This is a genomic window from Aquitalea sp. LB_tupeE, from assembly GCF_013391415.1.
GTDB lineage: Bacteria > Pseudomonadota > Gammaproteobacteria > Burkholderiales > Chromobacteriaceae > Aquitalea.
In genome coordinates this window covers 19,767-37,859 of sequence record NZ_JACAXB010000026.1, presented here as the reverse complement: position 1 = coordinate 37,859, position 18,093 = coordinate 19,767, and the positions used below count along the sequence as shown (strand labels likewise).

General features: G+C 60.2%; 15 protein-coding genes. 8 read left to right on the top strand and 7 right to left on the bottom strand.

All coding sequences use genetic code 11. From position 1 onward, the window contains the following. Positions 1-19: 19 nt before the first annotated feature. The 5 genes from lapB to cmk all read right to left on the bottom strand — a co-directional run bounded on the left by lapB (position 20) and on the right by cmk (position 4,470). Complete coding sequence (lapB, locus tag HWX34_RS13080; protein ID WP_178972654.1) at positions 20-1,180, bottom strand: lipopolysaccharide assembly protein LapB; 1,161 nt, start codon at positions 1,178-1,180, stop codon at positions 20-22. A 77-nt stretch (positions 1,181-1,257) separates the two neighbouring features. After that, the gene (locus tag HWX34_RS13075) at positions 1,258-1,551 is read right to left on the bottom strand and encodes a lipopolysaccharide assembly LapA domain-containing protein (protein ID WP_045846201.1); all 294 of its coding nucleotides are present in this window, start codon (positions 1,549-1,551) and stop codon (positions 1,258-1,260) included. Between the two features lie 141 nt (positions 1,552-1,692). Beyond that, the gene (locus HWX34_RS13070) at positions 1,693-2,007 is read right to left on the bottom strand and encodes an integration host factor subunit beta (RefSeq protein ID WP_045846200.1); all 315 of its coding nucleotides are present in this window, start codon (positions 2,005-2,007) and stop codon (positions 1,693-1,695) included. A gap of 7 nt (positions 2,008-2,014) precedes the next feature. Next, positions 2,015-3,691 (bottom strand): 30S ribosomal protein S1, encoded by a 1,677-nt coding sequence (gene rpsA / locus HWX34_RS13065; protein ID WP_045846199.1) that lies wholly within the window; start codon positions 3,689-3,691, stop codon positions 2,015-2,017. Between the two features lie 110 nt (positions 3,692-3,801). Next, a complete protein-coding gene (gene cmk, locus HWX34_RS13060; RefSeq protein ID WP_178972653.1) occupies positions 3,802-4,470 on the bottom strand; it encodes a (d)CMP kinase in 669 nt (222 codons plus the stop codon). Positions 4,471-4,746: 276 nt separating this feature from the next. Here cmk and aroA point away from each other — a divergent pair, with 276 nt between their 5' ends. The 3 genes from aroA to HWX34_RS13045 all read left to right on the top strand — a co-directional run bounded on the left by aroA (position 4,747) and on the right by HWX34_RS13045 (position 7,237). Beyond that, positions 4,747-6,033: a 3-phosphoshikimate 1-carboxyvinyltransferase gene (gene aroA / locus HWX34_RS13055; RefSeq protein ID WP_178972652.1), complete on the top strand. Its 1,287-nt coding sequence runs from the start codon at positions 4,747-4,749 to the stop codon at positions 6,031-6,033. Between the two features lie 168 nt (positions 6,034-6,201). Further along, the gene (locus tag HWX34_RS13050) at positions 6,202-6,615 is read left to right on the top strand and encodes a nucleoside triphosphate pyrophosphohydrolase family protein (protein WP_255496713.1); all 414 of its coding nucleotides are present in this window, start codon (positions 6,202-6,204) and stop codon (positions 6,613-6,615) included. A 73-nt stretch (positions 6,616-6,688) separates the two neighbouring features. Further along, positions 6,689-7,237, top strand: coding sequence for a cytochrome b (locus HWX34_RS13045; protein ID WP_045846196.1), 549 nt, complete (start codon positions 6,689-6,691; stop codon positions 7,235-7,237). 51 nt (positions 7,238-7,288) lie between these two features. On the opposite strand, the gene HWX34_RS13040 is transcribed toward HWX34_RS13045, so the two are convergent. Then, positions 7,289-8,806 carry an MFS transporter gene (locus tag HWX34_RS13040; protein WP_178972650.1) on the bottom strand — a complete coding sequence of 506 codons (1,518 nt, stop codon included), beginning with the start codon at positions 8,804-8,806 and terminating at the stop codon, positions 7,289-7,291. A 90-nt stretch (positions 8,807-8,896) separates the two neighbouring features. Here HWX34_RS13040 and HWX34_RS13035 point away from each other — a divergent pair, with 90 nt between their 5' ends. After that, positions 8,897-9,826 (top strand): LysR family transcriptional regulator, encoded by a 930-nt coding sequence (locus HWX34_RS13035; protein ID WP_178972649.1) that lies wholly within the window; start codon positions 8,897-8,899, stop codon positions 9,824-9,826. Positions 9,827-9,884: 58 nt separating this feature from the next. Here HWX34_RS13035 and HWX34_RS13030 read toward each other — a convergent pair whose 3' ends face one another. Next, positions 9,885-10,904: a LacI family DNA-binding transcriptional regulator gene (locus tag HWX34_RS13030; protein WP_178972648.1), complete on the bottom strand. Its 1,020-nt coding sequence runs from the start codon at positions 10,902-10,904 to the stop codon at positions 9,885-9,887. A gap of 240 nt (positions 10,905-11,144) precedes the next feature. Between HWX34_RS13030 and ptsP the strand changes: the two genes are divergently transcribed. From ptsP to HWX34_RS13010, 4 genes are all read left to right on the top strand, one after another. Then, entirely contained in the window at positions 11,145-13,649 is a 2,505-nt protein-coding gene (gene ptsP / locus HWX34_RS13025; protein ID WP_178972647.1) for a phosphoenolpyruvate--protein phosphotransferase, read from the top strand. After that, positions 13,646-14,602 carry a 1-phosphofructokinase gene (gene pfkB, locus HWX34_RS13020; RefSeq protein WP_178972646.1) on the top strand — a complete coding sequence of 319 codons (957 nt, stop codon included), beginning with the start codon at positions 13,646-13,648 and terminating at the stop codon, positions 14,600-14,602. The genes ptsP and pfkB overlap by 4 nt, the downstream gene beginning before the upstream one ends. Before the next feature lie 200 nt (positions 14,603-14,802). Beyond that, positions 14,803-16,512 carry a fructose-specific PTS transporter subunit EIIC gene (locus HWX34_RS13015; RefSeq protein ID WP_178972645.1) on the top strand — a complete coding sequence of 570 codons (1,710 nt, stop codon included), beginning with the start codon at positions 14,803-14,805 and terminating at the stop codon, positions 16,510-16,512. Between the two features lie 206 nt (positions 16,513-16,718). Then, positions 16,719-18,092 (top strand): MFS transporter, encoded by a 1,374-nt coding sequence (locus HWX34_RS13010; protein ID WP_178972644.1) that lies wholly within the window; start codon positions 16,719-16,721, stop codon positions 18,090-18,092. Position 18,093: the final 1 nt, after the last annotated feature.

Here is an 18,093-nt window from a genome sequence, read left to right as displayed (position 1 = left end):
CTTTCTCCTGAATATTTTCTCATTGGGTTTCCGAGCGGTTGGGCGTGAAGCTTTCCCACTCGCCGCAGGCGGGGCAATGCCAGAAGAAGGCCCGCGAGCGGAAATTGCAACATTTGCAGCGGTGTACGGTCAGCCGCGCTGCATGCTTCTGAATCAGGGCACGGGCCACTTCGGCATCCATGCGCCCCTCTGGTGACAGCTCGTCCATTTGCGCTTCGATCAAGCGGTAAACCCCCATCAGGCTGGGACGGGCATGTACCGCCTGGCGCGCCACTTCCAGCGCGCGTTCCTCACCTTCGTAGGCCGACAGCTTCTGGTACAACAAGTCGGTCATTTCCAGTTGCGGGAAGGTTTTCTGGTAGCCCTGCAACAGCGCAATGCCTTCCTGTGGCTTGTCCAGTTTTTCATAAGCATCAAACAGACGCTCTGCCGCCATCGACAAGTATTCCGCATTCTGTTTTTCAATATGTTGCCATGCCGCAATGGCAGCCTCGATTTTGCCCTCGGCAAATTCGATATCACCCAGAATCAGGCTGGCACGCACACATTTGCGATTGACCTGTATGGCTTCAGCCACCAGCTCACGGGCTGCAAGATAATTGGAGCGATACAACTCGCCCTGGGCCAATTCACAGTAAAACTGCGCCACTTCATGCTGGAAAGAATGGGCATCGCTACGCAACTCCCTGGCAGTTTCAATCGCCTTATACCAGTCCCTGTCCTGTTGGTAGATATCCAGCAGTTGGCGCCGCGCCGCCAGGGTCATATTGCCGTTCAACAGTTTCAGCAAGATTTCTTCGGCCCGATCCACAAGACCGGCCTTGCGAAAATCCTGTGCCAGTTCGTTACGCACGATGTCCCGTTGTTCGGCAGGCAGGTCAGACGACTCCAGCATGCGCTGGTGCAGGCGGATAGCCCGGTCATTCTCGCCGCGCTTGCGGTACAACTTGCCCAGGGTCAGTTGTAATTCGGGGGCAGAGCCCTGCTGCCGGGATACCTCGGCCAAAGACTGTGCTGCAATATCGGTCTTGTCATCCACCAGGGCATCCAGACCACGGAAAAAGCCGGTAGGGACCGACTTTGCCTGTTTCAATACGGTGCGCATATCCACCCGTGCTGCCAGCCAGCCCAGTCCGAAAAATGCCGGGAGCAGCAACAGCCACCACAGATCCAGTTCCAAAGAAAGCTTCCTTCAACAGGGGTAAGATTCTGCGCCGCGTGCCATGTGCACGGCGGCGTCAGTAGAGGCAGGCCTAATCAATCAGCCAGCGCATCGCTGGGATCAACTGCAACCTTGCTGGAGGGGGGACGACTGCGCAGCTCTTTCTTGAGCAGGGAAAGCTCTTTGCGCATGCGCAGATAGTAGGAAAAAGTGGCCAGCAAACCGACAGCGGCACCAGCAACAAAGAATACCAACAGGAACACAATAAGCGGTGCCGACCAGGATTGGCCGAAAAACAGCTTGAATTCGACCATGTGGCTGTTCTGCACGGTGACGGCAATCAGAAAAACCAGCAGGGCCAATTCGATGATACGCACGATGTAGCGCATGCTTTTTACTCGGAAAGGGTGACCGGAGTGCAAGTTTAAACGATAGTGTGCTGCAACCCAAGCAAGAGGATGGTCAAACAAAGAAAAAGCGCCGCAGAAGCGGCGCTTTGTTTCGGCTTGCGAGACCAGCGGTCATGGCGTTCAGGCTTGGGTCTGCTCCAGAAGGGACAGATCCACCCGTTCACGCAATTCCTTGCCGGCCTTGAAATGCGGCACATATTTCTCAGGAACCGAGACACTGCTACCTGATTTCGGGTTCCGCCCTACACGGGGCGGACGGTAGTTCAGGTCGAAGCTACCGAAGCCACGGATTTCAATACGGCTACCCTGTGCCAGGTTGCTGGCCATCGCATCCAGAATGGTTTTGACGGCCAGCTCAGCATCTTTGTAGACCAACTGAGAATTGCGCTCGGCAAGACGTTCTGCCAGCCGTGCGATCAGCTCAGACTTGGTCATGATGCAATTACTCGTTGGAGCCGGACAGCTTGGCCTTCAAGAGAGCACCCAGGTTGGTCGTACCGGCAGAAGCGCTGTCAACCGACAGGTTCTTCATGGCGGTGCTGTCTTCCTGAGCATCCTTGGCCTTGATGGACAGGCTGATATTGCGGGACTTGCGGTCCACGGCAATGATCACGGCTTCCACTTCGTCGCCATCCTTCAGCAGGGTACGGGCATCTTCCACGCGGTCACGGGACAGCTCGGAAGCGCGCAGGTAACCTTCAACGTCCATGTCCAGAGCAACAACTGCGCCCTTGGCATCAACAGTCTTCACGGTACCCTTGACGATAGCGCCCTTGTCGTTCATGGCAACGTAGTTGTTGAACGGATCACCTTCCAGTTGCTTGATGCCCAGGGAGATGCGTTCTTTTTCCACGTCGATGGACAGAACAACGGCTTCAACTTCGTCACCCTTCTTGAACTTGCGTACGGCTTCTTCGCCAGCTTCGTTCCAGGACAGGTCGGACAGGTGAACCAGGCCGTCGATGCCGCCCGGCAGACCAACGAACACACCGAAGTCGGTGATGGACTTGATCGCGCCCTTCAGCTTGTCGCCCTTGTGGAAGTTGTCGGCAAACTCGTTCCACGGGTTGGCCAGGCACTGCTTCATGCCCAGGGAGATACGACGACGGTCTTCGTCGATTTCCAGGATCATGACTTCAACTTCGTCACCAACCTGAACAACCTTGGACGGGTGTACGTTCTTGTTGGTCCAGTCCATTTCGGAAACGTGTACCAGGCCTTCGATGCCTTGTTCGATTTCAACGAACGCACCGTAGTCGGTCAGGTTGGTTACCTTGCCGAACAGACGGGTGCTGGCCGGGTAGCGACGGGACAGACCAACCCACGGATCTTCGCCCAGTTGCTTCAGGCCCAGGGATACACGGTTCTTCTCTTGGTCGAACTTCAGGACCTTGGCTTCTACTTCGTCGCCAACAGCCAGAACTTCGGACGGGTGCTTCACACGACGCCATGCCAGGTCGGTGATGTGCAGCAGGCCGTCGATGCCGCCCAGGTCAACAAACGCACCGTAGTCGGTGATGTTCTTGACGATACCCTTGATAACGGCGCCCTCTTTCAGGGTTTCCAGCAGAGCCTTGCGCTCTTCGCCCAGGGTTTCTTCCAGAACGGAACGACGCGAAACAACCACGTTGTTGCGCTTGCGATCCAGCTTGATAACCTTGAATTCGATGTTCTTGTTTTCGTACGGGGTGGTGTCTTTCACCGGACGTACGTCAACCAGGGAACCCGGCAGGAAGGCGCGGATGCCGTTGACCATAACGGTCAGGCCACCCTTGACCTTGCCAGAGATCAGGCCGGACAGGATCTTGCCGGTTTCCAGCGCTTCTTCCAGCTCAACCCATGCAGCCAGACGCTTGGCTTTTTCACGGGACAGCTTGGTTTCGCCAAAACCGTTTTCCAGTGCGTCGATGGCAACAGTCACGAAGTCGCCAACAGCAACTTCAACAACGCCTTCGTCGTTCTTGAATTCTTCGGCCGGAATCAGGGATTCGGACTTCAGGCCGGCATTTACAGTTACGAAGTTGGAATCAACTGCAACGACTTCAGCAGTGATCACCTCGCCCACGCGCATGTCGTGAAGGGTCAGGCTTTCTTCGAACAGCTGGGCAAAGTTTTCCATGGAGAGGGTAGTCATCAAGCTTACTCTCGGTGCACACCTTGCGGCGTGCGGGGTTAGGGTTGAACACAGGGCGCATCTTGCAATGCAGCAGGAATTGCCCCTTTAAAAAATCATATGCCGGAGGCCTGGTACCGCCCGAAATGACGAAGGACTGTATCGACCGCCTGGTCGATGGTCAGCTCCGTGGTGTCGAGCAGAAAGGCGTCCGGCTCTTGTCGCAGCGGCGCTACCGGGCGGGCCGCATCACGCGTGTCCCGATCGATAATGTCCTGCTTAATCTGCGAGAGGTTAGCAGATTCTCCCTTGCCGATCAACTGCTTATAGCGGCGCGTTGCACGCTCGTCGGCACTGGCGGTCAGAAAAATCTTGACGGCGGCTTGCGGAAACACCACCGAACCCATGTCCCGACCATCCGTCACCAGGCCTGGAGCCACGCCAAAATCACGCTGACGCTGCAACAAGGCGGCACGCACGGCCGGCAGCGCAGCCACTTTGGAAGCGCCTATGCCGATTTCTTCGGCGCGAATTTCCGCACTGACATCGTTGCCATCGAGCAACACCACACCTTGCTCGAATGCAGCCGGCAAACCGGCGGCCAGGCCGGCCAGCGCCGTTTCATCGTCCCAGTTCACCCCCAGCTTGCGCGCATGCAGGGCAAGCAAGCGGTAGAGCGAACCGGAATCAAGATAATGAAAACCCAGGCGTTGGGCGACGATGGCGGCGACAGTTCCCTTGCCGGAAGCAGAGGGACCATCAATGGTAATGACAGGGACAGACATGGGTTTGGTTTGCATCCGCAAGGCAGGCCGCGACAGGCGTGCACGGCCAAAATGCTGATTTTACCGCAGCACCCTTGCCTCAGGAACGGTTTCGGGCGGATTTTCTGGCCGGATTCGATAAAAAATGCCGCCAACAGGCATGATTGTAGTTTGCACGTTACCCCGCTGCCCTTTAGAGTGGTGGGCTGCAACGCACAACAACTGCCTGCAGGCAGGGTGCGTGAAGACAAGACCCGGACAACTTACCCAGACACTACAGAGACACGACGCAACGCCATGGAACAGCTCCGCCTCACTCCGACACCGCACCTTGCCGGCACCATCAAGCTGCCCGGTTCCAAAAGCATTTCCAACCGTACTTTGCTGCTGGCCGCACTCTCCAGCGGCAGCACGCTGGTACGCGACCTGCTGGATTCGGATGATATCCGCCACATGCTGGCAGCCCTGGGCCTGCTGGGCGTGCAGGTGGAGCAGATCGGCGACAGCCGCGACTTCCGTGTGCAGGGCGTGGGCGGCGAGTTTCCGGTAAAGAGTGCCGACCTGTTCCTGGGCAATGCCGGTACGGCATTTCGTCCACTGACCGCAGCACTGGCACTGATGCAAGGCCACTACCAGCTGTCCGGCGTAGCCCGCATGCACGAACGCCCGATTGGTGATCTGGTGGATGCCCTGCGCATTGCCGGTGCCGATATCAGTTATCAAGGCCAGCCGGGCTATCCGCCGCTGACCATTCGTCCGGCCAGTCTGCGTGCCGGGGAAGTCATTCCGGTCAAGGGCAATGTCTCCAGCCAGTTTCTGACCGCCCTCTTGATGGCGCTGCCGCTGACCGGCGAAACCAGCACCATCGAGGTAGTAGGCGAGCTGATTTCCAAACCCTATATCGAAATCACCCTCAACCTGATGGCACGCTTTGGCGTGCAGGTGGAACGTCAGGGCTGGCAGCGTTTTGTCATTCCGGGCGGTCAGCACTATATCTCTCCGGGCGAAGTGCATGTTGAGGGCGATGCTTCCAGTGCTTCTTACTTCCTGGCAGCCGGTGCGCTGGCTGGTGGCCCGGTACGGGTGGAAGGCGTGGGTAATCAGAGCATCCAGGGGGATGTGAAATTTGCCGACACCCTGCGCCAGATGGGCGTGGCCATTACCATGGGTGATAACTGGATCGAGGCCACAGCCACGGGCAAGCTCAAGGCGATTGATGCTGACCTGAACCACATTCCCGATGCGGCCATGACCATTGCGGTGGCCGCTCTGGCTGCCGATGGCACCACCACCTTGCGCAATATCGAAAGCTGGCGCGTAAAGGAAACCGACCGGCTGTCGGCCATGGCCACCGAGCTGCGCAAGCTGGGGGCCACTGTTGAAGAAGGCCAGGATTACATCCGCATCACTCCGCCCGAACAGCTGCAGGCCGAGGCGGAGATAGACACTTACGACGATCACCGCATGGCCATGTGTTTCTCGCTGGTTTCCCTGCTGGGCGTGCCGGTGGTCATCAACGACCCCAAATGCGTAGCCAAGACCTTCCCGGATTATTTCGAGGTACTGGCCACCCTGACCGCCTGAACCCAAGCCGTTTTCGTATCATCATCACGCCCGCCGTTGCGGGCGTTTTTCATTCTCAGTGCATAATCCGCTTGCCAAGTGACACCAGACAAAAACACAATATACGGTAAAAATTTAAATTACAAACACCAAATAATGACAAATCTTTACCGTTTACGCCGTGATTTCATGCAGAAATTTGATCTGCCCGCCCCCACCACTCCCGGCCATTACCCTGACACGCTGCCAATGTGGGAAACCATGTTGCAGGAAGAAATGGCTGAGTTCCTGCACGCACTGCAAGAGTTCAAACAGCTGGCGGCTTGTGACCAGCAGGAACAAATACGCCGCATGGCAGAACTGACAGCAGAAGGCGTGGATGTGCTGAATGTACTGACCGGACTGTTGCTTTCACAAGGCATGCCGCTGGAAGCGATGACCGAGGCCATTCATCAGGCCAATCTGCGCAAGCAGATTGATGGCAAGGTGGTACGCCGTGCCGATGGCAAGATACTGAAACCGGAAGGCTGGCAAGCCGCAGACAAATGCGCGGTGATCCGCCGGGCCCTGACATTACATCACCCTACAGCTGACAATGATTAAGTCTGATTTAATAAATGGGGCGTAACATCCAGGCTGATTGATTCGGGCATGCCCACAGAACAAAGGAAGCATCATGCTGAAAAATTCACAACACAGTTATGGCCGTCTGGCGCGGGCCTTGCACTGGCTGAGCGCACTGGCCGTGATTGCCGCGCTGGTTTTCATCGAATTCAAGGATATTGCGCCCAAGGGCAGCCCGCTGCGTGACTTCCTGAAATCCGGTCACTTCCAGGCTGGCATCATCGTGCTGCTGCTGTTCCTGCCGCGTCTGCTGTGGCGACTGGCCAACCGCGTACCCGACATTACGCCGGCTCCACAGCCTGCCGCCATGCTGCTGGCACACGCCGCACACTGGTTGCTGTATGCACTGATGCTGGCCCTGCCGATACTGGGCATCGCCATCGTGCAGGGCAATGGCAAGGACGTGGTCTTCCTGGGTAGCACGCTGCCGGTGTTCTTCTCGCTGGGCAAGGAAACTGCGCACAACCTGAAAGAAATTCACGAAGCACTGGGCAACCTCCTGCTGTGGCTGGCCATTTTCCATGCCGCGGCGGCAGTCTGGCACCACCGTTTTGTCAAGGATGATACCCTCACCCGACTGACCGGGCCGATTCGCCCCTGATAACCGCGCTGACACCCCGCCCTGGCGGGGTGTTTACATTCCGGCCAAGCATCAGCGCAAATCCCGTTGCCACAGCGCCATCAACATCGCCAGCCCAGCCAGTAGCGCCAAGGCCAGCAAAGCATGATCACACGCAATCAGCACTGCCTGCTGCGTCAGCTGGCTGGATAAACGGCTCAGGCTGCTGGCATCCAGACCCACTCCCCACTGCCACAGGCTGATTCCGTCCAAGCGGTCCAGCAGACTCAAACGTGCCACCGCCTCCCCTGCCTGCAATTGCAAAGCAGCCACACCGGTTCCCATGGCCATGGCCAGTTCACGCAAGATGTTTTTCAGCTGATAGGCATGGGCAAAGTCCTCAGCCTGCACCTCGGCATAGGTCATGGCGGCAATCTGCAATACCGACAGCACCGGCACCAGGCCGTGCAGCAAAATGGCAGGCAGCACGCTGGCCAGTGCCGCACCCGGCATGGCCACGTGGGACAGCCACACACAGCAGAGCACTAACAGGCCAAAACCCAGTGCCAGCACATGGTGACGCCGTGTCAGCCAGCGACTGGCATACAAATAAGCCAAGGCCATCAGCACCGTCACCAGACTGCCCATGCTCATGGCCCAGCCGGTGGTGACAAAGTCGAAACCCAGCCCATGCTGCAGCATGGCAGACAACAGATAAGACCAAATCCCGTTGCACAGGTAGTAAAGCGCATAAAACGCCAGCCCCATCAGATAACGCCGTCGCAATACGGCATGCAGCTGCAACCAGGGGTCCGGGTGGGTATGGCTGCGCCGCCATGCCAGCAATAACAAAGCAGCACCAGCCAGCAAGGACAGCCACATGCCGGGACGGGCGCTGAAACGCAAAAAGCGCAGATCTTCCAGCGTATGCAGTATCAGCAAGGCACCCAGCCCCAGCGCCGCCACGGCCAACCAATCCAGCTCCCCGGCCTGGGCACGGGTGGGCGCACCGGCATGCCGGGGATAGCTGATTTGTACCAGCAACAATAACAGCGGGACAAAACCGGCCTGTAACCAGAAAATCGCCTGCCAGCCCCAATCCTCCACCAACAAGGCCGATAGCCACGGAGAGATTCCCGACAAGCTGAACAAGCCCAGCAGGAAACCATACATCAGCGGCTTGCGCTCCTTGGGCTGCGCCACCAGTTGCAGCAAAATGCGCGAGGCCGTAAACAGCCCACCGCCACCCAGGCCCTGAAACAGGCGCGCCACCGCCAGGCTGGTGATGCCTTCCGCCAGGGCGCAGCCCACACTGCCCGCCATGAACAGCAGCAAGGCCCACTCGGTATAACGCCGGTAACTGATCAGGGTGGCAAAGCGGCCCAGCAACAGATTGACCAGCACCGCGCCCACGGCAAAGCTGGTGAGCGCCCACAAATACTCTTGCGGTGCCGCCGCCACCCCGCCCTGAATGGCCCCGCCCGCCACTCCCATCATGCTGACTGCGACAAAGTCCGCTCCGGTCACCAGACCCAGCGTCAGGCCAAACAGTCTTACCTGCCAGGGACGGCATTCGGGGTGGGCTTGCAACAACACGGGATAGGCATTCATTCGGGTAGGCGCTGTAGGCTGGGATGGTTCGCGCTGACTATAAAGACCATGTTATTTTGAATAAACCGTCAAAATTGAAATGATTATTCAATGACACGTATAAACGACTGGAATGATTGGTATCTGTTTAACTGTGTAGCGCAACTGGGCAGTTTCAGCCGCGCAGCCGAACGGCTACAACTGCCAAAATCGACAGTTAGCACCGCCTTGACACGGCTGGAACAAAAGCTGGGTAGCCGTTTGCTGGAGCGCAGCACCCGCCGTCTGCGCCTGACGGAAGCTGGTTTTCATTTGCTGGAAGAAATCAGCCCCTTGTTTGCCAGGCTGGAAGATGTGGCAGACCACGTACAAGGCCAGTTGGAAGCACCACTGAGCGGCACACTGCGCATTGCCGCGCCTTATGAGTTCGCCAGCCTGCACCTGAGCCCGGTGCTGTGTGACATCATGCAAACGCATCCAGACTTGCACATCGAGGTGGATGTCATCAGCAACCAGACCGATCCGTTAAGCAGCGGGCATGATCTGAGTTTTGTCATGACCAGCCAGCCCCTGCCGGATTCCAGCCTGCTGGGCAAGCGTCTGTACACCCTGCAACAAGGGCTGTTTGCCGCACCGGCCTTGCTGGCGGTACGCGGTCGGCCACAACACCCGGCGGAACTTCAGGACTGGCCGCTGCTGGGTGCCGCCAGCGCCCAGCCCTGGCACTTGCAGCATGCGGATGGCACCGTGTTCATGCTAAAGCAGGGCCTGCACCTGCGAACGGCCAATGCCGGGCTGCGCCTGCAAGCGGCCATTGCCGGGCGCGGGGTATGTCTGGTGTCGCGCAATTTTGCCGCTGCAGCGCAGGCGGCCGGGCAGTTGCAAAACATACTTGGCGACTGGACCCTGCCACCGTTGAAAACCTATGCGCTGGTGCCCAATCGCAGCTTGCTGCCCACCAAGACCCGTCTGTTACTGGACGGGCTGGAACGGCATTTCGCCGCGACTGAACAACAAACAGTCCAGAGCCAGAGCCGCTGACAACAAGAAAAAAGGACGCCTCCCGGCGTCCTTTTTTGGCATCAGATGCGAACAGTGATCAATGCTGCGCGGCATCCTGCCCGGCAGGTGCTGCCATGTGTTGCGCAGTGGAACCACGGGCAATCAGCTTGCCGGACAGCACCACCTTGCGTGCACTGCGCGCCGGGTCTTCCAGCCGTTCCAGCAGCATCTTCATTGCGGTGCGGCCAATGTCGTACACCGGCTGCTCGATCACCGTCAGGCCGGGGCCTGCCAGCTCGGTCCAGTTGTCATTGTCAAAACCGGCCAGCGCCAACTGCGCCGGAATGCTCACGCCCGCCGCCCGTGCGCCGCGTAACATACCCAACAATACCAGGCCATTACTGGCAATCAGTGCTTCCGGTTGAACCGGTTCGTGCAGCCAGTCGCGTACGGCCTGCTCTGCCGCCTCCGGCGTGGGCGCAATAAAACGCGCCTCCGCCTGCAAACCATGCTGCTGCATGGCGGCCACCACCCCGGCATGGCGCTCGGCCCCGGTGGTACTGGTGTTGCCGAACAGGCCGCCGATACGGCGATAACCCTGCGCCAGCAAATGCTCCACCAGCAGGCTGGCCGCTTCAGCATTGTCCAGCACTACGGCATCGGTCTGGCCGGGCGGCGCAGCCCGGTCAATCAGCACCACCGGGAAACCCAGCTGGTGCGGGTCCAGCTTCTGCGCGGTGGCACGCGTGGGGGCAAAAATGACCCCGGTGACGCGTTCTTCCTGCATCAGCCGCAAATACATGGCTTCTTTTTGCGGGTTTTCGTCGGTATTGCACAAAATCACCCGCATCCCCACCGCATAGGCGGCGTCCTCCACCGCGCGGCTGACCGCCGTGAAGAAAGGGTTGCGGATGTCGGACACAATCAGCCCGATGGTGTGGCTGTGCTGCGAGCGCAAGCGTCGCGCCGACAGATTGGGCAGATAGCCGGTGGCGGCCACGGCCGCTTCCACTTTTTTGCGCAGCTCATCGCTGACCGGGCCACCACCCAATGCACGCGATACCGTTGCCACCGATACCCCTGCGGCGCGGGCTACATCCTTGATGCCTACCGTCATTTTGCAATCGTTTTCAGTCAGATTGTCGTGATCGTGCATCAAGTCCAAAACCATTGCAAGCCTTTGGTTTCAATGCATCTTGTTGACTTAAGTAAAATTTGATCCAGATAGTCAACAATCAATATTGACAGCAATTATGTAATCGTTTTCAATGCCATCAACGCAACGCCAGACAATAGCCAGCACGGCCCCTTTTTGGGTGCAATGCAGCAAAATAACAGTACCAGGAGACCACTCCCGATGTCGCACGATCTGATCCATCCGGAACTGATTTGCCTTGCCACCGCTCCGGCCAGCAAGGAAGAGGCCATCCGCCAGGCAGGCCAGCTGCTGGCCAACGCTGGCTGTATCGACGCCGCCTATATCGACAGCCTGCTGGCACGCGAAGCCGTAGCCAATACCTTTCTGGGGCATGGCGTCTCCATTCCGCATGGCATGGTGGAAGACCGCCACCTGATCAAGCGCACCGGCATTGCCATCCTGCAAATTCCGCAGGGCCTGGAGTGGAATCCGGGACAAACCACCCACCTGCTGTTTGCCATTGCCGCCCAGTCGGACGAACACATCCAGTTGCTGCGCCGGCTCACCCGCTTGCTGCAAGACGAACCCCTGCTGCAACAGCTGTTTGCCACCAGTAATCCGCAAGACCTGATTGCCGCCCTGTCCGGTACCGCGGCCGCACCGGCTGCGCCGCAGCAAGCTGCTGGCGATCTGGCCGAACAGTTTGAATGGCAAGTGGACTACCCTAATGGCCTGCATGCCCGCCCGGCGACAGCATGGGTGGAAACCGCCCGCCAGTACGCGGCACAGGTACAAGTGCGTCACGGCCACCATGTGGCTGACGCCAAGAACATGATTTCCCTGCTCCAACTGGGCCTGCAACGCGGCGACCGGCTGGTGGTCTCCGCCGAAGGCAGCGATGCCACCGCCCTGCTGCAAGCCCTGCAAGGGGTGATGACCCGCCTGACCGCGCAGGAACAAACCGACGCCGCGCTGGCCGCGCAAAAAGCCCAGGCCCAGCGTAGCGAAAACAACTGGCAGCCGCCGGGCCACCCGCTGGAAGTAGCCGGTATCAGCGCCAGCCCCGGCCTGGCCATTGGTCAGGTGCATGTGCTCACCCACGGCCTGCCCGCCATTCCCGATCACCCGCTGGCACTGGCCGAAGCCGGTGACAAATTGCATGCTGCGCTGGCCGATACCCGCGCCGAACTGGCCAAGCTGGCCGAAGACACCGCCCAGCGCCTGGGCAATGCCGAAGCCGCCATTTTCAAGGCCCAGGCAGAGCTGCTGAGTGATACCGACCTGATCACCCTGTCCTGCCAACTGATGGTGGAAGGCCACGGCGTGGCCTGGTCCTGGCATCAGGCGGTGGAAAGGCTGGCCGACCGGCTGGCGGCGCTGGGCAACCAGCTGCTGGCCGCCCGTGCCGCCGACCTGCGCGACGTGGGCCGCCGTGTGCTGGGCAAGATCGACCCCAGCCTGCAAGCCACCACCCTGTCCGACCTGCCGGACAACTGCATTCTGCTGGCCAGCGATTTGTCGCCGTCCGACACCGCCGGGCTGGATACCAACAAGGTGATCGGTCTGGCCACCGCCCAGGGCGGCCCGACATCGCACACCGCCATCCTTGCACGCACCCTCGGCCTGCCAGCACTGGTAGCTGGTGGCCCCGGCCTGCTGGGTGTGGCCAATGGCACGGCTGCCATTCTGGATGGACAGGCTGGCCGCCTATACCTGAATCCGGGCGAAGCCGACCTGAAATCCGCCCGCGACTGGATGGCACAACAGCAATTGCGCAAGGAACGCGAAGAAGCCGAACGCAGCCTGCCGGCGCAAACCCGTGACGGCCACAGCGTGGAAGTGGCCGCCAACGTCAACCGCCCGGACCAGGTGGCCGCCGCCATTGCCGCCGGTGCCGAAGGCGTGGGCCTGATGCGTACCGAATTCCTGTTCCTGGAACGTGACGACAGCCCGGACGAAGAAGAACAGTTCGCCACCTACCAGGCCATGCTGCAGGCACTGGAAGGCCGTCCGCTGATCGTGCGTACGCTGGATATCGGCGGCGACAAGCAAGTTCCCTACCTCAACCTGCCGCACGAGGAAAACCCCTTCCTCGGCATGCGTGGTGCCCGTCTGTTGCTGCGCCGCCGCGACCTGCTGGAACCGCAACTGCGTGCACTGTACCGCGCCGCCCGTGGTGGCCAGCCGCTGTCCATCATGTTCCCGATGATTACCTCGCTGAAGGAAATCACCCGCCTGAAGGGCCTGTGTGAAGGCATCCGCCGCGAGCTGAACGCGCCGGTGGTGCCGATCGGCATCATGGTGGAAGTCCCCGCCGCTGCTACCCTGGCCGACAAGCTTGCCGAGCATGTGGACTTCTTCTCCATCGGCACCAACGACCTCACCCAGTACGCGCTGGCCATCGACCGTCAGCACCCGGAACTGGCCGCCGAAGCCGACAGCCTGCACCCGGCCGTGCTGCGCCTGATCCACCAGACCGTGCAGGGTGCAGCCCAGCATGGCCGCTGGGTAGGCGTGTGCGGTGGCATTGCCGGCGACCCCTTCGGTGCCGCCCTGCTGACCGGCCTGGGCGTGAACGAACTGTCCATGAGCCCGCGTGACATCGCCAGCGTCAAGGCCCGCCTGCGTGGCAGCGACTTTGCCAAGCTGGCCGACCTGGCACAGCAGGCACTGGAATGCGATAGCGCCGAAGAAGTACGCGCCCTGCAGAGCCTGCTGTCATGAACGGCCCGCTGATCACCATCACCCTGAACCCGGCCATCGACCAGACCGTATGCGTGCAGGACTTTCAGCCCGGCAGCGTCAACCTGGCACTGTCCAGCACCAGCAATGCCGGAGGCAAGGGCGTGAACGTGGCCAGCTGTCTGGCCGACTGGGGCTTGCCGGTGCTGGCCACCGGCCTGCTGGGACGCAATAACAGCGAAGCATTCGAAGCGCTGTTCAAGGACAAGGGCATTGCCGACCGCTTCATTCGTGTGCCGGGTGACACCCGCGTCAACATCAAGCTGTCTGATCAGGCCAATGCCAGCACCACCGACATCAACCTGCCGGGTTTGACCGTAGGCGAAGTGCAGTGGGAACGCCTGCTGACCCTGCTGGCGGCTGACGTCAACCCGGGCAGCCAGATCGTACTGGCCGGCAGCCTGCCGCAAGGACTGGAGCCGGAACGCCTGCCAGTGCTGATTGGCAAGCTGCGCCAATGGGGTGCCCACGTGCTGCTGGACAGCAGCGGTGCCGCACTGGCCACCGCACTGGCCGCGCCACGTGCCAGCCTGCCGGACTGCATCAAGCCCAACCGCCACGAACTGGAACAGTGGGCTGGCCGTGCACTACCCACCCTGGACGACGTGCTGGCCTGCGCCCGCCAGTTGCAACAGGCCGGTGTGGCCGAAGTGGTGGTGTCGCTGGGCGAACAAGGCGCGCTGTTTGTGCTGGATGACGGCCCGGCCCTGCTGGCCCGCCTGCCGGTACAGAACCCGCTGAGCACCGTGGGTGCTGGCGATGCGCTGGTAGCCGGACTCAGCGCCGCACGCCACCAGCGCCTGGCCGGTGAAGACCGCGCCCGGCTGGCCGTGGCCTTTGCCACCGCCAAGCTGGCGCGCATCGGCCCGCACCTGCCGGAACGCGGCCAGGTGGAACAACTGGCACGGCAAGTGGAAGTGCAGCACTTGCAGTAAGAGCGGTTAACAACATAGCGCAGCGTTCCTGAGCCAAGGTGCGCTGACGCAGACAGTACAAGCAGTACGACGCCGCATCAGGTTTTTTGTTAGCGGCTCTAAACCATCATGCTGCGGGCGGGCAACGCTCACCCACCCCGCCACGCGGCAGATCATCAGCAAAGCAACAACAACAGGCAGATAAAACTAGGAGAAAGACAATGGCAAACCTGCTGGCAGTGATTGCAGCTCCCGATCGCAGTACCCAGTCCATGCTGGCTGGCGAAGCGCTGCGCCAGGCGGCTACCCGGCTGAAACACAAGATCGATGTAGAAATCCACACCGCGCAAGGCGTGCAACAGCCGCTGAGCGCCAGCGCCATCGCCGACGCCGATGCCGTGCTGCTGATTGGCGAAGCTGCCGCGCAAGATGTGCGCTTTGCCAACAGCCACACCCTGCTCAGCTCGCTGGAAGCGGTGCTGGCGGATGCCGAAGGCCAGCTCAAGGCCAGCCTGAACGCCCAGACGGCCAGCAGCGCGTTGCGCATTGTCGGTATTACCTCTTGCCCCACCGGCATCGCCCACACCTTCATGGCCGCCGAGGGCCTTAGTCAGGCTGCGCAAAAACTGGGCCACAGCATCCGCGTGGAAACCCAGGGTTCGGTGGGTGCGCAGGACACGCTGACGGCGGATGAAATCCGTCTGGCCGATGTGGTGATCATTGCTGCCGACACCCAAGTGGACCTGTCGCGCTTTGTTGGCAAGCGTCTGTTCTCCAGTGGCACCAAACCGGCCATCAACGACGGTGAAAACCTGGTGCGCCGCGCCATTGCCGAAGCCCAGCCGCATGGTGCCAGTCAGACCGCCAACAGCCAGGCCGCTGCCGCACCGGCTGCCAGCAGCCAGACCGAACAGCGCAATGGCGCTTACAAACACCTGATGACCGGTGTGTCCTTCATGCTGCCCTTTGTTACTGCGGGCGGCATCATGATTGCACTGGCTTTTGCGCTGGGCGGCATTTACGCCTTTGACGATGCCCACAAGGGCACGCTGGCCTGGGCCTTGTTCCAGATTGGTGCCAAATCCGCCTTTGCGCTGATGGTGCCGATTCTGGCCGGTTATATTTCCTACTCCATCGCCAACCGTCCGGGCATTACCCCCGGCATGGTGGGTGGCATGCTGGCCGCCAGCCTGGGTTCCGGCTTTCTGGGTGGTATCGCTGCCGGTTTCATTGCCGGTTACGGTACGGACTTCCTCAACAAGAAAATCCAGCTGGGCCGTAACCTGGATGGCCTGAAGCCGGTGCTGATTCTGCCGGTGCTGGGTTCGCTGCTGGTGGGCCTGTTGATGATTTACGTCATCGGCACCCCGGTAGCCGGCCTGCTGGCCATGCTGACCGATGCCCTCAAGAGCATGCAGGGCAGCAGCGCCTTGCTGCTGGGTGCCATTCTGGGCGCGATGATGGCCTTTGACATGGGCGGCCCGGTGAACAAGGCAGCTTATGCCTTTGCTACCGGCCTGATCGCCAGCCAAGTATACACCCCGATGGCCGCCGTGATGGCTGCGGGCATGACCCCGCCGCTGGGCATCGCCCTGGCCACCAAGCTGTTTGCCGACCGCTTTACCGCTGACGAGCGCGAAGCCGGCAAGGCCGCTGGCGTGCTGGGTATTTCCTTCATCAGTGAAGGTGCCATTCCGTTTGCTGCCCGCGACCCGCTGCGCGTGATTCCGTCGCTGATGGTGGGCTCGGCAGTGACCGGTGCCATCTCCATGGCCATGGGCGTGGAACTGAAAGTACCGCACGGTGGCGTGTTCGTGCTGCCCATCCCCAATGCCGTGACCAATCTGGGCGCCTATCTGGTAGCACTGGTGGTAGGCACGGTGCTGACCGCCGTGATGCTGCGCGTACTGAAAAAACCGCTGGCACAGTAAGCCATAGCCAGACCGGCAGCGCAGATCTGCTGGCTGGCAAACCGTTTCTCTCTCTCGGGCCAACCCCTTTGCGGGTTGGCATTTTTTTGTCCTGCGCTTTGAAAATCCCGCCATAAAACCCGACGTTTCCACAGAGCAATGACCAAGGTACCCAGCAGCGGCACTGCTATGTTAAGGCCCATTCCCTGGCTCTGGAGCACTGCATCATGTCAGACCCTGCCCTGTCCGCCGCCGATGTCAAACTGGGCTGGCGCGAAAAAACAGGCTATGGACTGGGAGACATGGCATCCAATCTGTCGTTTGGTGCCGTCTCGCTGTTCCTGCTGTTTTTCTACACCAATATCTTTGGCCTGAGCGCCGGCGAAGCCAGCCTGATTTTCCTGATTGCACGCATCCTCGACGCGCTGTTCAACATCCTGCTGGGCTACGCCATCGACCGTACCCACAGCCGCCACGGCAAGCTGCGGTCTTACCTGCTGTACGGCGCGCTGCCGCTGGGCGTACTGACGGTGCTGTGCTTCAGCACGCCGGATACCAGCTACAAGTTTGCCTATGCGCTGGTCAGCTACACCCTGTACTGCCTGGCTTATACCGCGGTAAACACGCCCTACTCCGCCATGAACAATATGCTGACCCAGCACGCCATGTCGCGCGCCTCGCTGTCGGTGTACCGCATGTTGTTTGCCACGCTGGGCTACTTTGTGGTGTCGGTATATGCCGAACAAGTGATACGCCGCTTTGCCGACCCGCGCACCGGCTACCAGCTCACCATCGCGCTGTTTGCCGGGCTGGCCACCTTGCTGTTCTACGCCTGCTTTGCCATGACGCAAGAACGCATCCATCAGGACAAGGACGAAGCACCCAGCCTGCGTCAGATGGTGCAGGCCATTACGACAAACCGGCCCTTGTTCCAGCTGTCGATGTTTACCGTGTTCACGTATATCGCCTACAGCGTGTGGATGGCCGCCGCCATTTACTACATCAACTATGTACTGCGCGATGCAGCCTATAGCGCCAGCTTCTTCGCCATCCAGACCGTGGCCAATCTGGTCGGCACCATCGCCTCGGAACAGCTGATTGCCCGCTTGGGCAAAAAGAGACTGACCCTGCTCACCCTGAGCGCTGGCGCATTGGCACTGGCTTGCCAGTACTGGCTGGCGGGTGACAACCGGCTGGTCATCATGGCCTGCGTCAGCGTGTACAGCGCAGCCATGGGCAGTATTTTTGTCTGCATGTACGCCATGCTGGCCGACACGGTGGAATACGCCGAGTGGCAGCACCATGTGCGTACCGAGGGTGCCATCTACGGCTACTTCAACTTCATCACCAAGGTGGCCATGGCCATTGCCGGCGGGCTGGCCGGGCTGATCCTGCAATATGCCGGTTACGACGCCACCCATATCACGCCGCGGGCACAACACTGGATTACCCTGATGATGACGCTGCTCCCCGCCGCCCTGTTTGTACTCGCCCTGCTGTTCATGCTGCGCTATGCGCTGGACGAGGAAAGCTACCGGCTGATGCTGGGCCAGATTGCCGCACGCAAGCAGCCCGCCGCCGCCCAGCCACAGGAGGCCTGAC

Coding starts and splice junctions, on each gene's coding strand:
- HWX34_RS13075 (WP_045846201.1), bottom strand. CDS start 1,551: ATGCGCTACATCGTGCGTATCATCGAATTGGCCCTGCTGGTTTTTCTG.
- HWX34_RS13070 (WP_045846200.1), bottom strand. CDS start 2,007: ATGACCAAGTCTGAGCTGATCGCACGGCTGGCAGAACGTCTTGCCGAG.
- rpsA (WP_045846199.1), bottom strand. CDS start 3,691: ATGGAAAACTTTGCCCAGCTGTTCGAAGAAAGCCTGACCCTTCACGAC.
- cmk (WP_178972653.1), bottom strand. CDS start 4,470: ATGTCTGTCCCTGTCATTACCATTGATGGTCCCTCTGCTTCCGGCAAG.
- aroA (WP_178972652.1), top strand. CDS start 4,747: ATGGAACAGCTCCGCCTCACTCCGACACCGCACCTTGCCGGCACCATC.
- HWX34_RS13050 (WP_255496713.1), top strand. CDS start 6,202: ATGCAGAAATTTGATCTGCCCGCCCCCACCACTCCCGGCCATTACCCT.
- HWX34_RS13045 (WP_045846196.1), top strand. CDS start 6,689: ATGCTGAAAAATTCACAACACAGTTATGGCCGTCTGGCGCGGGCCTTG.
- HWX34_RS13040 (WP_178972650.1), bottom strand. CDS start 8,806: ATGAATGCCTATCCCGTGTTGTTGCAAGCCCACCCCGAATGCCGTCCC.
- HWX34_RS13035 (WP_178972649.1), top strand. CDS start 8,897: ATGACACGTATAAACGACTGGAATGATTGGTATCTGTTTAACTGTGTA.
- HWX34_RS13030 (WP_178972648.1), bottom strand. CDS start 10,904: ATGACGGTAGGCATCAAGGATGTAGCCCGCGCCGCAGGGGTATCGGTG.
- ptsP (WP_178972647.1), top strand. CDS start 11,145: ATGTCGCACGATCTGATCCATCCGGAACTGATTTGCCTTGCCACCGCT.
- pfkB (WP_178972646.1), top strand. CDS start 13,646: ATGAACGGCCCGCTGATCACCATCACCCTGAACCCGGCCATCGACCAG.
- HWX34_RS13015 (WP_178972645.1), top strand. CDS start 14,803: ATGGCAAACCTGCTGGCAGTGATTGCAGCTCCCGATCGCAGTACCCAG.
- HWX34_RS13010 (WP_178972644.1), top strand. CDS start 16,719: ATGTCAGACCCTGCCCTGTCCGCCGCCGATGTCAAACTGGGCTGGCGC.